General features: G+C 60.3%; 10 protein-coding genes and 1 riboswitch. Of the genes, 2 read left to right on the top strand and 8 right to left on the bottom strand.

Going from position 1 to position 12,867, the window contains the following annotated elements; genetic code table 11:
• Window positions 1–50: 50 nt before the first annotated feature.
• Window positions 51–2,669, bottom strand: a complete 2,619-nt coding sequence (gene alaS / locus FXO12_RS25950) for an alanine--tRNA ligase (RefSeq protein WP_057975160.1) — start codon at window positions 2,667–2,669, stop codon at window positions 51–53.
• A gap of 146 nt (window positions 2,670–2,815) precedes the next feature.
• Window positions 2,816–3,820 (bottom strand): low-specificity L-threonine aldolase, encoded by a 1,005-nt coding sequence (ltaE, locus tag FXO12_RS25945; RefSeq protein WP_057975159.1) that lies wholly within the window; start codon window positions 3,818–3,820, stop codon window positions 2,816–2,818.
• A gap of 190 nt (window positions 3,821–4,010) precedes the next feature.
• Window positions 4,011–4,180: riboswitch (FMN riboswitch) on the top strand.
• Between the two features lie 97 nt (window positions 4,181–4,277).
• Here ltaE and FXO12_RS25940 point away from each other — a divergent pair.
• The gene (locus FXO12_RS25940; RefSeq protein WP_054922336.1) at window positions 4,278–4,787 is read left to right on the top strand and encodes a 6,7-dimethyl-8-ribityllumazine synthase; all 510 of its coding nucleotides are present in this window, start codon (window positions 4,278–4,280) and stop codon (window positions 4,785–4,787) included.
• Window positions 4,788–4,925: 138 nt separating this feature from the next.
• Entirely contained in the window at window positions 4,926–6,422 is a 1,497-nt protein-coding gene (locus FXO12_RS25935) for a M91 family zinc metallopeptidase (protein WP_157717964.1), read from the top strand.
• Here FXO12_RS25935 and astE read toward each other — a convergent pair.
• The 6 genes from astE to aruF all read right to left on the bottom strand — a co-directional run bounded on the left by astE (window position 6,409) and on the right by aruF (window position 12,816).
• Window positions 6,409–7,425: a succinylglutamate desuccinylase gene (gene astE, locus FXO12_RS25930; RefSeq protein ID WP_054922329.1), complete on the bottom strand. Its 1,017-nt coding sequence runs from the start codon at window positions 7,423–7,425 to the stop codon at window positions 6,409–6,411. The two genes, FXO12_RS25935 and astE, sit on opposite strands and share 14 nt — an antisense overlap.
• 11 nt (window positions 7,426–7,436) lie before the next feature.
• On the bottom strand, window positions 7,437–7,724 hold the full coding sequence (locus FXO12_RS25925; RefSeq protein WP_003175651.1) for a hypothetical protein: 288 nt from the start codon (window positions 7,722–7,724) through the stop codon (window positions 7,437–7,439).
• Between the two features lie 26 nt (window positions 7,725–7,750).
• Window positions 7,751–9,097, bottom strand: a complete 1,347-nt coding sequence (astB, locus tag FXO12_RS25920; protein ID WP_034128466.1) for an N-succinylarginine dihydrolase — start codon at window positions 9,095–9,097, stop codon at window positions 7,751–7,753.
• Between the two features lie 156 nt (window positions 9,098–9,253).
• Complete coding sequence (gene astD, locus FXO12_RS25915) at window positions 9,254–10,723, bottom strand: succinylglutamate-semialdehyde dehydrogenase (RefSeq protein ID WP_164919372.1); 1,470 nt, start codon at window positions 10,721–10,723, stop codon at window positions 9,254–9,256.
• Window positions 10,720–11,745, bottom strand: coding sequence for an arginine N-succinyltransferase (gene astA, locus FXO12_RS25910; RefSeq protein ID WP_003193612.1), 1,026 nt, complete (start codon window positions 11,743–11,745; stop codon window positions 10,720–10,722). The genes astD and astA overlap by 4 nt, the downstream gene beginning before the upstream one ends.
• 51 nt (window positions 11,746–11,796) lie before the next feature.
• Complete coding sequence (gene aruF, locus FXO12_RS25905; RefSeq protein WP_015885475.1) at window positions 11,797–12,816, bottom strand: arginine/ornithine succinyltransferase subunit alpha; 1,020 nt, start codon at window positions 12,814–12,816, stop codon at window positions 11,797–11,799.
• Window positions 12,817–12,867 lie beyond the last annotated feature (51 nt).

Genomic DNA, 12,867 nt, shown 5'->3' with positions numbered 1-12,867 from the left:
GCACTGAACAAGCCCGTGACTAGACAGACCACGGGCCGGTTAACAGTGCTTTAAATACCTGCCTCGACAAATGGCACGGTCAAGGCCAGCGCCGCGTCCAGGGCTGCGGCATCGACACCACCGCCTTGCGCCATGTCCGGACGACCACCGCCCTTGCCGCCCACTGTCGCAGCGGCTTGCTTCATCAAATCACCGGCTTTGAGTTGGCCAGTCAGGTCCTTGGTTACACCAGCAACCAGAACGACCTTATCCTCATGGACACTGCCGAGCAGGATCACTGCGCGGCCGAGCTTGTTCTTCAACTGATCGACCAAGGCCAACAGCGCCTTGCCATCCTGGCCGTCCAGGCGCGCAGCCAGGACTTTTACGTCCTTGACGTCAACCGCCGCGGCCGACAGGTCATCGCCCGCAGCGCTCGCCGCCTTGGCCTGCAACTGCTCCAGCTGTTTCTCAAGCGCACGGTTGCGCTCCAGCACGGCGGACAGCTTGTCGATCAGGTTGTCGCGGCTGCCCTTGACCAGGCCGGCCGCTTCCCTGAGTTGTTCTTCGGCTGCATTGAGGTAAGCCAGGGCCGCAGCACCGGTTACCGCTTCAATACGACGTACGCCCGAGGCCACACCACCTTCGCTGATGATCTTCAGCAGGCCGATATCGCCGGTGCGGTTGGCGTGGATGCCACCACAGAGTTCTACCGAGAAGCTGCCGCCCATGCTCAGTACGCGGACTTCGTCGCCGTACTTCTCGCCAAACAGCGCCATGGCGCCTTTGTTCCTGGCGGTCTCGATATCGGTTTCTTCGGTTTCAACCGGGGTATTCTTGCGAATCTCGGCGTTGACGATGTCTTCCAGGGCCTTGATCTGCTCAGGCTTGATCGCTTCAAAGTGGCTGAAGTCAAAACGCAGGCGCTGGCTGTCCACCAACGAACCTTTTTGCTGCACGTGCTCGCCCAGTACCTGGCGCAGCGCGGCGTGCAGCAAGTGAGTGGCCGAATGGTTCAACGCCGTGGCATGCCGTACGTCGGCATCCACCTGGGTGTCTACCGGTGCGCCCACGGTCAAGTTGCCCAGCACCAGCACACCGTGATGCAGGAAAGCCCCGCCGGTCTTGGTGGTGTCGCGCACATCAAAACGACCGGATGTCGAGCTCAGCAAACCGCAATCGCCAATCTGGCCACCCGACTCGGCATAGAAAGGCGTCTGGTCCAGTACCACAACCGCCTCTTCACCTTCGCTCAACACGTCGACCGACTTACCGTCTTTATAGATGGCGACGATCTTGGCCGAGCCCGCAGTGGCTTTGTAGCCGGTGAACTCGGTCGGTACGTCAACCTTGACCAAGGTGTTGTAGTCCAGGCCAAAGGAGCTGGCCGAACGTGCGCGCACGCGCTGGGCTTCCATCTCACGCTCGAAACCGGCTTCGTCGACGGTCAACTCACGCTCGCGGGCGATGTCGGCAGTCAGGTCCATCGGGAAACCATAGGTGTCGTACAGCTTGAACACCACATCACCCGGCACCACGGTGCCTTTGAGTTCAGCCAGGTCCTGTTCCAGAATTTTCAGGCCGTGCTCCAGGGTCTTGGAGAACTGCTCTTCTTCAGCCTTGAGCACCCGCTCGATGTTGCTTTGCTGTTGCTTGAGTTCCGGGAAGGCATCGCCCATCTCGGCAACCAGCGCGGCCACGATCTTGTAGAAGAAGCTGCCGGTAGCGCCCAGCTTGTTACCGTGGCGGCACGCGCGACGGATGATGCGACGCAGCACGTAGCCACGGCCTTCGTTGGACGGCAGCACGCCGTCGGCGATAAGAAAACCGCAGGAACGGATGTGGTCCGACACCACCTTGAGCGAAGACTGGCCTTCATTGGCGCAGCCAATGGCCGCCGCCGAGGCGCTCAGCAGGTTGGTGAACAGGTCGATTTCGTAGTTGGAGTGAACGTGCTGCATCACCGCACTGATCCGCTCCAGGCCCATGCCGGTGTCCACCGACGGTGCCGGCAGCGGATGCAACACGCCATCGGCGGTGCGGTTGAACTGCATGAACACGTTGTTCCAGATCTCGATGTAACGGTCGCCGTCTTCTTCCGGCGAGCCTGGCGGGCCACCCCAGATATCGTCGCCGTGATCGTAGAAAATCTCGGTGCACGGGCCGCACGGGCCGGTATCGCCCATGGTCCAGAAGTTATCGGACGCGTAGGGCGCGCCTTTGTTGTCACCGATACGGATCATGCGCTCGGCAGGTACACCGATTTCCTGGGTCCAGATGTCATACGCTTCATCGTCCGTCGCGTACACGGTGACCCAGAGCTTTTCCTTGGGCAGCTTCAGCACGCCGGTGAGGAAGGTCCAGGCGAACGTGATCGCGTCTTTCTTGAAATAGTCGCCGAAGCTGAAGTTACCCAGCATCTCGAAAAAGGTGTGGTGACGAGCGGTGTAGCCGACGTTTTCCAGGTCACTGTTCTTGCCGCCGGCGCGTACGCACTTCTGGCTGCTGGTAGCGCGGGTGTAGGCGCGCTTTTCCTGGCCCAGGAAGCAGTCCTTGAACTGGTTCATCCCCGCGTTAGTGAACAGCAGGGTTGGGTCATTGCCTGGGATCAAGGAGCTGGAGGCTACACGGGTGTGACCTTGCTCTTCGAAGAAGCGAAGGAAGGCTTCACGGATTTCTGCGCTTTTCATTAGGTTCTTCCACGGAGGCTGCGGCCAAAGGCCAGTGCGCAACATCATCAGACGGAGCGACGGCAAAGGGCCGCATTATATCGGCCCTTTGCCGGTGGTACAGCGTGTTTATGTGATAGAAACAGTCAATTAGACGGCCTGCACTGTCATTTCTGCGAAAACGCGACGAATGTCTGCAGCACTTGCTCGATCTGCGCCCGGCTGACGTCCAGATGGGTGACCATGCGCAGGCGCGGCGCGGCACTCAACTTGACCCCACGCTCGGCCGCAAAGGCCTTCAGCGCCTGCGCCTGATCGCCTACCTGCACATACACCATATTGGTCTGCACCGGCTCGACGCTGTAGCCGGCCTTGCGTAACTCATCGCCCAGCCATTGCGCGTTGGCATGGTCGTCAGCCAGGCGCTGCACCTGATGATCCAGAGCATACAACCCCGCCGCCGCCAGTGAGCCGGCCTGGCGCATGCCGCCGCCGACCATCTTGCGCAAGCGCCGAGCCTTGGCGATCAGCGCCACCGAGCCACACAGCACCGAGCCGACCGGCGCACCGAGGCCCTTGGACAGGCACACCGACACCGAATCGAAATGCTGGGCGATTTCTCGCGCATCCACCCCCAGCTTGACTGCCGCGTTGTAAAGGCGGGCGCCATCCAGGTGCAGGGCCAAGCCGTGCTCGTGGGTAAATGCCCGGGCCTTGGCCAGATAATCCAGCGGCAGCACTTTGCCCTGCATGGTGTTTTCCAGCGCCAGCAGGCGCGTGCGCGCGAAGTGGAAGTCGTCGGGCTTGATGGCTGCAAGCACCTGGTTCAGATCAAGGGAGCCATCAGCTTGAACCTCCAGGGGCTGCGGCTGGATCGACCCCAGCACCGCCGCACCGCCACCTTCGTATTTGTAGGTGTGGGCCTGCTGGCCGACGATGTATTCCTCGCCGCGCTCACAGTGAGCCATCAACGCCAGGAGGTTGCTCATGGTGCCGGTGGGTACGAACAGCGCCGCGGCAAAGCCCAGGCGCTTGGCCAACTCGGCCTCCAAGCGGTTAACGCTGGGGTCTTCACCATAAACATCATCGCCGCTGACGGCGCTGGCCATTGCGTCGAGCATGCCGGGGGTAGGTTGGGTCACGGTGTCGCTGCGCAGGTCGATCACGGTCATGAAGGGGGCCTCTAACGGAGTGGATAAGTCCTTTTGTGTGTGATTACTGCGGGCAAAGCCACGGAATATCAAGCCCCTATTGCATTCATTCGAATACCAACCAATCAAACCGATATAAGTTATCGAGACGGCAGCCGTGCAGTTTTCGAAAAACCATGTTAAAAACTCTCCGCCGCCAGGGTTCTGGCGGCAACGTTCTCAGGGCGGGGTGCAATTCCCCACCGGCGGTAATTGCACGCAATGTGCATAGCCCGCGAGCGCTTGGCGCCTTGAACTGCTCAGGCAGGACGGCGACAAGGTCAGCAGACCCGGTGTGATCCCGGGGCCGACGGTCATAGTCCGGATGAAGAGAGAACGGGATTGGCACCTAAGGGCCGCGCGCCTGTTTGCGCATGCGTACCCTTAAATCCCATTCGATTCATAACGCCCTGTTTTTTTCTTAAACAGGAGTCAGAACATGCAACCCACCGCAATCGACAGCAAAAGCAAAAACCATCACGGCGAGCGCGTCGCGTTTATCCAGGCCTGCTGGCACAAGGATATTGTCGACCAATCGCGCAAAGGCTTCCTCGCCGAAATGATCGCCCAGGGTTATCAGGAATCGGACATCGACTTCTTCGAAGTCGGCGGCGCCTTTGAAATGCCCCTACACGCCAAGTTGCTGGCCAAGACCGGCCGTTACGCGGGGATCGTCGCTGCCGCGCTGGTGGTGGACGGTGGCATCTACCGTCACGAATTCGTCGCGCAATCGGTGGTCAGCGGCCTGATGCAGGTGCAGTTGGAAACTGAAGTGCCGGTGTTCTCGGTGTCCCTGACGCCGCACCACTTCCATGCCGGCAGCGAGCACACCACGTTCTTCTATGAGCACTTCGTGCACAAGGGTCAGGAAGCTGCGCGCACCTGCGCCGATACCCTGCACAAAGTGCGGGCGATCTATCAAAGCGAGCCGCAAAAGCGCGTTAGCTGATTGCATCCGAGCCCTGTCCAGCCGAGTTTCCTTGGATCGACAGGGCATATATATAAGTAAAACCAGTGATTGATGTACCGACGATGTAATGGTTTTGAGGTTTACCTCAAAAGAGTTCCCATCATCAACGGAGTCAGCATGTCTGAGATTACCCTTCCAAGCGCTCCGCGCGCTCCCGATAACGTCTGGATGATTGACGGACGAATCAGCGACCCCATCAACCGCACCAAAAACCTCCAAAGGGGCCCGCACGCCCAACTGCCGTTAGCGTTCATCACGCTGCATGCCGATAATACCGTGCTTGTCGAGCGCGAATTGGCCGATGAACTGCACGATTACCTTGTGTTCACAACCACCGATAAAGCCGACCGAATCTGCGTCGACCTCCCCGCGCAAGGCGAAGGTGAAGGCCTCAGCGTCATAGTCAATACGCAACGTTTCCATGTCACCCTGAACGGGCTCAATCAGTTCGTGGTGTTCCGGACACAGGGCGGTGATGACCTAATTAATGTTGCCGACGATGTCACCCACCCCATCCTGATCGACGCCGGTGAAGGCAGTGATCGCATCTGGGCCGGAGGCGGCTACTCGCGCATTTTCGCCGGCCCCGGCGAAGATATGATCCTGACTCGGCGAGGCGCCTGCTATATCGAGGCAGGTGATGGAAACGACAAGGTTGTTGCCCTCGCCGACGGTGACATGACGGTCTACTCCGGCGCGGGGGACGATACCGTCATTGGCGCCCAAGGGCAGGCCTTTATCAATGGCGGAGAGGGCCATGATCATCTGACAGGGGGAGGCAAGCACAACATCCTGGTGGGTGGGCCAGGCGATGATATTTTACAGGCAGGCCCGCACAGCAATGTGATGTATGCCGGACACGGCATGGATCTGGCACTTCAGCTCAAGCCGAGGGACATAGTCTTCAAAGACTCCAACACCATCCTTGTTGCTGCGCAGCAGTTCAGCGTGCCCGCTTCCACATCAGGGAACAGCTCGCCAATAGATGTCCAGCAAGCGCGGGTGACCGATATCAATTACTACCCTCTGATCCACAGCGGCGTTCGAGTAGTCGGTAGCCTCCAGTTTCAACAACGAGTAAACGATGACCTCTCGCTGCTGGCCCAATCGCCGAACGGGCAACAATTGCTGCAAGCGCTGTACGCCGCGCAATTGATAGGCGGCACCCCAATCAATATCTATGAGTTGCAAGATGAGAGCAACGGGCTGTTTGCGCCGAGCAACGAATCGGAACCCAGGTCATTCATTGAGAATAATCAACGGGGCATACCGGCCTACGGTGGTTCGATCTACTACAATCCGACGTTCATCGGCAATCGAATGACCAACATACCGTTGCTTTATCACGAGCTGTGCCATGCGTACAACGCGGTCACCGGAACCACCCTGCCAGGATACAGCGAGGACGGTGTCGACGGCGACAAGGCCCGTCCGCTCATCCGCAACAGCGAACTGCAGGCGGTGGGCCTGCCTACAGACGCCCCCCCTTTCGACTTCGACAACGACCCGTCGACTCCACCCACCAATTCCAACCCGGTGTCATTCAGTGAGAATGGTATCCGCGAAGAACTGAACATGCCGCCGCGCAAACAGTATTCCTTTAACCCTGTTTAAGCTCCGCGGCGTCTTCTGAGGTCGGCACAATTAATATCCCCGCCCGTAGGCCATTCTTGACCTTCGGGTTGGGGAAAATGATATGCGCGCCCTCCTCCTCGATCACCCAACGGGTCTTGGCCACGTCTTCGGCCAACAGGTAGCCCTTGGCCAACGGCGAGAAGTTTTCCACATCCGCCGGCAGGTGCAACAGGAACGCGTCGCTGTGCTTGATCACTTCACGGGACACGGCAAACAGCTGCAGGCCGTCCAGGCTCTCGGTCACAGGCTCGGTGCCCTCGATGATCTGCGTGAGGCGAGCCTCCAGGAGACGCACGTCTACACCCTCGTTGTGCCCGAATGGTCGCGCCTTGCCCAATTCAAGGGTGAAGGCCTCGGCGCCCAACTGTTCATAGGTAAACGCGGTGAAGGTGATCGAGGTTTTATTCTGCAGCAACACCGCTTGTATACCGGCAGCGCGCAGGCGTGCCAGCTCGTGGCGCGAATGCTGGCGCCCTTCCTTCCAGGGATACAGCGCGAATTGTTCGATCTTCGAGCCACGAATCGCGGTGTGCAGGTCGTAATGCAGGCGCGAGCGGCCAGGCAGGCTGAAAAAGCTGCGGGCCAATTGCTCAAGCTCGGCGGCGCGCATGGCTTCGGGGCCAATGTTTTGTTCATGACGGCCATTGAACAGCCGGTTGACGTCCAGCTCGAGGTAACGCTCACCGCGGCGCATGGCCTCGGTATTACCGAACAGGAACAGAATACGGGTGCGGGGTTTGATCTCCCCGCGGGCAATGCCATGCAACAGGCGGTCGAGCAATTCGATCGGCGCGGTTTCGTTGCCATGGATGCCGGACGACAGCAGCAAGTCGCTGCCGTTGTCCAGAGCTTCAGGAGGACGCACTTCAAGCGCGCCTTCGCTGAGCCAGCGCATCTGCACGCCGTCGACAGTCAGTTGAATTTTTTGCGCCGGTTCACGACCGGCGAGGGTCAGTTCAAGCAGTTTGCCGAGGGCGAGCATAAGCAGCTTCCTTAGTGGTTGCAGCCTGGGCCATGGACGTGATCGTCGTCGTCACCTTCAACGTCGGCCGGTTCCATTTCCAGCTGCAGGCTCATCAGGTTGGTGGCCAATGGGCGCATCAGCAGGTTGGCGTACTCGGCGTCGCCCTCCTCTACGTCTACGCCAATCAGCAGTTGGCCGCGGCCATCGTGCTGGATCCAGATCTCCTTGCCCTGCCAGACCACGGCGACGCGGGTGCAGGAGGTTTCCAGCTGGGTGCCGTCGGTGTCTTCAAGGATGAGTTTCAGGGTGTCGGTCATAAATAAAATATCTCAGCCGTGTGGCATTAATTGATCTGGAAAGGATAAACCGAGCCCAGTTTAAGGATTTGCGTCAGCTCATCCAGTGCCGTCCGGCACTCAAGCAGCAACTGCGGGTCAGCCAGGTCGGTTTCGCGCAGGCTGTCACGGTAGTGCTTGCCCACCCATTGGGTCAGGGTTTCGTATAACGGCGCAGTCATGATAACCCCTGGGTTCACGGCCGCCAGCTCGGTTTCGTTCAACGCCACACGCAGGCGCAGGCACGCCGGCCCACCGCCATTCTGCATGCTTTGCTTGAGGTCGAAGACCTTGACCTCGCGAATCAGCCCGCCGGAAGCGGTCAGGCCTTGCAAGTACTGCCACACGCGCTCATTGGCGCGGCACTCTTCCGGCACGATCAGCAGCATCGAACCGTCAGGACGAGTCAGCAACTGGCTGTTGAACAGGTAGGAACGCACCGCGTCCTCGACACTGACCAACGCGCGAGGCACACACACCGACTGGAAGTTGCCGCCCAACTTGCCCAACTTGCCGTGCAGCTCGGCAAGCATCTGTTCGGTATTTAGGAACGCATCCTCGTGATAGAACAGCACCTCGCCGTTGCCCACCGCGATCACATCGTTGTGGAACACACCGGCATCGATCACCGCAGGGTTCTGCTGGGCGTAGACCACGCCGTCATCCTTCAAGCCATGCAGGCGCGCAACGGCCTGGGAGGCTTCGAGGGTCTGGCGCGCCGGGTACTTCTGCGGGGCCGGGTAACGGGGGTCGAAAGCACTACGGCCGAAGACGAAAAACTCGACGCCCGCCTCGCCGTACTCACGACAGAAACGCGTGTGGTTGGCCGCGCCTTCATCGCCAAATTGCGCCACGGCCGGCAAGGCGGCGTGGTGAGCGAAATGCTTGCCGTCGGCGAACATCGCCCCCAGCACTCGGCTGGTGGTGGGGTGCTCGATGCTGCGGTGGTATTTGCAATTGAGGTTGGCAGCGGTGAAATGCACACGACCGTCTGCGGTGTCGGCGCTTGGGCTGACGGTGGCGGCGTTGGCTACCCACATGCTGGATGCCGAGCAGCTCGCTACCAGCAAAGGCATGGCCTGCCTGGCAGCCTGCTCGATCACCTGAGCGTCGGTGCCGCTGAAACCCAAGCTGCGCAAGGCGGCTACATCCGGGCGCTCCTGGGGCGCCAATACACCTTGCACAAAGCCCATGTCCATCAGGGCTTTCATTTTCTGCAGGCCCTGCAACGCCGCTTCCTTCGGGTTGGAAGACTGCTGGCTGTTGCTTTGGGACGCGACGTTGCCGAATGACAAACCGCCGTAGTTATGGGTCGGCCCCACTAGACCGTCAAAATTGACTTCACAGGATTTCATCGGCGAGGCTCCACAAACATCTGTTTTTATAGGCATCAAATCACTTGAATACACCACAGATCCATTGTGGGAGCGGGCTTGCTCGCGAAAGCGGTGGTTCAGTCACTTCAAATGTTGAATGAAACACCGCATTCGCGAGCAAGCCCGCTCCCACATTTAGATCAGCGTTATACCTGGCGTGAGCGTTGCCGGGACTATCAGGCTTGGCGTTTCCAACGACGCCACCGGGTACGCGCAATAATCCGCCGCGTAATAGGCACTGGCGCGATGATTGCCCGACGCCCCGACACCACCGAACGGCGCGGTACTGGCAGCGCCGGTCAACTGCTTGTTCCAGTTGACGATACCGGCGCGGCTTTCCAGCCAGAACTGCTGGTAACGCGCTTCGGAGTCCGACAACAGGCCAGCGGCCAGGCCGTACTGGGTGTTGTTGGCCTCAGCGATGGCACCGGCAAAATCCGCATAGCGGATCACCTGCAGCAGCGGGCCGAACAGCTCTTCGTCTTCACGTTCCGTCACCCCGGTTACGTCGATGATTCCAGGGGTCAACAATGCGGCCTGAGCCTGAGGCTGGGTCATTTCCAGCAGTGCCACGGCGCCATTGGCCAACATCAGTTCCTGGGCTTGCATCAAGGCTCTGGCCGCAGCCAGGGAGATCACCGACCCCATGAACGGCGCCGGTTGCTGATCGAAAGCGCCCACTTCAATGCTCGCACTCACCGCCACCAGGCGCGCCAGCAAGGCATCGCCCCAGGCACCTTGCGGCACCAGCAAGCGGCGCGCGCAGGTGCAACGCTGGCCCGCCGAGATAAACGCCGACTGGATGATGGTGTACACCGCCGCATCCACGTCGGCGACTTCGTCCACGACCAGCGGGTTATTACCGCCCATTTCCAGGGCCAGGATCTTGTCGGGCCGCCCTGAGAATTGCTGGTGCAAGTGATTGCCGGTGCGGCTGGAGCCGGTAAAGAACAGGCCGTCGATGCCTGGGTTGGCCGCCAGGGCGATGCCGGTTTCCCGCGCGCCTTGCAGCAGGTTGAGCACGCCCGCCGGCAAACCGGCTTCGATCCAGCACTGTACGGTCAGCTCGGCGACCTTGGGGGTCAGCTCGCTCGGCTTGAACAGCACGGTATTGCCCGCCAGCAACGCCGGGACGATGTGCCCATTGGGCAAGTGCCCAGGGAAGTTGTAAGGGCCGAATACCGCCACCACACCGTGGGGTTTATGGCGCAACACAGCGGTGGCGTCGCCCAGGGGGCCGCTCTTCTCGCCGGTACGCTCGCGGTAGCTTTGCACCGAGATCGCAATCTTGTTGGCCATGCTGGTGACTTCAGTGGCCGACTCCCACAGTGGCTTGCCGGTTTCTTCGCCAATGCAGCGGGCGATTTCATCGGCACGGCTTTTAAGCGTAGCGGCGAAGGTTTCCAGCACGCTGATGCGTTCTTCGAGCGGGCGCTTGGCCCATGCCGGGAATGCCTGACGCGCAGCCTGCACGGCGGATTCGACCTGTTCAGCACTGGCACCATTGCCAGCCCACAGCACTTGCTGAGTCACCGGGTTGCGCGATTCAAACAGCTCACCCTGGCCAGCCAGCCAGCTACCTGCGATATACAGCGAATTCATTATTTGGACTCCCGAGCAGCAGACAACGCAACAGCACGTACTTGATCACCCACCACCAATTGCAGGCGCTTGGCAGTCTGTGGATCGACCACCAGCGTACCTGCCGCCAGACGGGCCGGAGCGGCGGTGATACGGCATTCCTCGCGCTTGCGGTTATGGATCAGGAACGGCGTGGCATCGTCCCCCGGCGTGCCGATGGCCAACACCAGTGACTGGCTGTCGCGCACCGCACGGATCTTGCTGGTTTCACATTCCACCGCCGGGCCGGCGTCGAAAATATCCACATAGCCCTGGTAGCTGAAGCCTTCGCTCTTGAGCATGCTCAGCGCCGGCTCGGTGTCCGGGTGGACCTTGCCGATTACATTGCGCGCGTCTTCGGAGAGAAAGCAGCTGTACAGCGGGAACTTGGGCATCAGCTCGGCGATAAACGCCTTGTTGCCCACGCCCGTGAGGTAGTCGGCCTGGCTGAACTCCATCTTGAAGAAGTGCCGGCCCAGGCTTTCCCAGAACGGCGAACGCCCGGCGTCGTTGGACACACCGCGCATCTCGGCAATGATCTTGTTGCCGAACAGTTGCGGGAACTCGGCGATAAACAACATGCGCGCCTTGGCCAGCATGCGACCGTTGAGGCCGTTGCGGTAATCGGCATGCAAAAACAACGAGCACAATTCGGAATTACCGGTGAGGTCGTTGGCCAGGAACAGCGTCGGTATCTCACGGTAGATATTCAGTTCCTGGGAAGCGCTGACAGTCAGCCCAACCCGGAAGTTGTACCACGGCTCGCGCAGGCCAACGGCGCCAGCGATGGCGGAGATTCCCACCACGCGGCCTTCGTCGTTTTCCAGCACGAACAGGTAGTCGGCATCGCCGCGCCCGGCTTCGCCGCGAAAGGTTTTTTCCGCCCAGCCCACCCGGTGGGTCAGGCGCTCTTCGTTGGCCGGCAAGGTGGTGAGGCCGGTGCCAGTGCTGCGCGCCAGGTCTATCAGGGCCGGTAAATCGCTGCTGCGTACGGGACGAACGATCATGCTATCTCCTCGAACGGGCCGCTGTTGTCAGCCACCCGCGAAACTCTCTTTTTAAACCGCAACCAGGCGCACACTGGCGCCTTCGCCAACGCCCAGCGCTTCGGCTGCCGCCAGGTCCAGGGTCACTGGTTTGCCGGGCGCGTAGTCCAGCTCCAGCATCACCGCACGGTAATCCTGCAACTGCGCGTTGCTCACCAGGTACTGGCGGCCAACCCCCTTGACCATCTCACCGATTTTCACTGGCACCACGCGGCTCTGGGCAATCGAGCGAATGCCCGAGACCCGGGCGTGCAGCGTCGGGCCACCGTCGAAGATGTCGATGTAATGGTCAGTTTCGAAACCTTCACGCATGAGGATGTCGAAGGTGATTTGCGCACGCGGGTGCACCTGGCCCATGGCTTCTTGCGCTTCGTCCGGCAGCAGCGGCACGTAGATCGGATAGTGCGGCATCAGCTCGGCGAGGAAGGTACGGCTTTTCAGCCCGCACAGGCGCTCGGCGGCGGCGTAGTTGAGGTCGAAGAAATTGCGGCCAATGGCATCCCAGAACGGCGAGTCACCGTTCTCGTCGCTGTAGCCGACAATCTCGGTCACCACCGAGTCGGCAAAGCGCTCGGGATGGCTGGCGACAAACAGCAGTCGGCCACGGGAATTGAGTTCCGACCACGGCGAACCGACCAGCGCAGGCTTCACGTAGAAACTGGTGAGCAGGCTGTTGCCGGTAAGGTCGTGGCACTGGGAAAGCACGTGGATCTTGTTGTGGATCTTCAGCTCGCGGGAGGCGTGTACGAAGGTCTCGTTACGAAAGCTATAGAACGGCTCGGAGTAACCGGCCGAGGCCACGATGGCCGAGCAGCCGGCGAGCTTGCCGGTCTCGGTGTCTTCCAGCACGAAGAAATAGCTCTCTTCACCGTTGAAACTCACCTCGGCCGCAAAAGAAGCTTCGCTGGCCGCGATCTTGTCGCTCAAGCGTTCCACATCATCCGGCAAGGAGGTGACACCAATCGGGCTGTCCGCAGCCAGACGCTGTACCTCGCCCAGATCAGCCATTTGCGCGGGGCGCATCACCAGCATGGTGTCACTCCTTAACTCGAAAACTCACAGAGGAAAAAATGCCGGACACAG

Source organism: Pseudomonas sp. J380 (assembly GCF_009827115.1).
Lineage (GTDB): Bacteria > Pseudomonadota > Gammaproteobacteria > Pseudomonadales > Pseudomonadaceae > Aquipseudomonas > Aquipseudomonas paracarnis.
Note: the sequence above shows the minus strand (reverse complement) of the source record. Positions and strands in the feature narration are given on the sequence as shown.

What these genes read in the sequence shown, in the direction of transcription:
- astA (WP_003193612.1), bottom strand. Translation starts at nt 11,745, where the DNA reads ATGATCGTTCGTCCCGTACGCAGCAGCGATTTACCGGCCCTGATAGAC.
- FXO12_RS25940 (WP_054922336.1), top strand. Translation starts at nt 4,278, where the DNA reads ATGCAACCCACCGCAATCGACAGCAAAAGCAAAAACCATCACGGCGAG.
- alaS (WP_057975160.1), bottom strand. Translation starts at nt 2,669, where the DNA reads ATGAAAAGCGCAGAAATCCGTGAAGCCTTCCTTCGCTTCTTCGAAGAG.
- FXO12_RS25935 (WP_157717964.1), top strand. Translation starts at nt 4,926, where the DNA reads ATGTCTGAGATTACCCTTCCAAGCGCTCCGCGCGCTCCCGATAACGTC.
- astB (WP_034128466.1), bottom strand. Translation starts at nt 9,097, where the DNA reads ATGAAATCCTGTGAAGTCAATTTTGACGGTCTAGTGGGGCCGACCCAT.
- ltaE (WP_057975159.1), bottom strand. Translation starts at nt 3,820, where the DNA reads ATGACCGTGATCGACCTGCGCAGCGACACCGTGACCCAACCTACCCCC.
- aruF (WP_015885475.1), bottom strand. Translation starts at nt 12,816, where the DNA reads ATGCTGGTGATGCGCCCCGCGCAAATGGCTGATCTGGGCGAGGTACAG.
- astE (WP_054922329.1), bottom strand. Translation starts at nt 7,425, where the DNA reads ATGCTCGCCCTCGGCAAACTGCTTGAACTGACCCTCGCCGGTCGTGAA.
- FXO12_RS25925 (WP_003175651.1), bottom strand. Translation starts at nt 7,724, where the DNA reads ATGACCGACACCCTGAAACTCATCCTTGAAGACACCGACGGCACCCAG.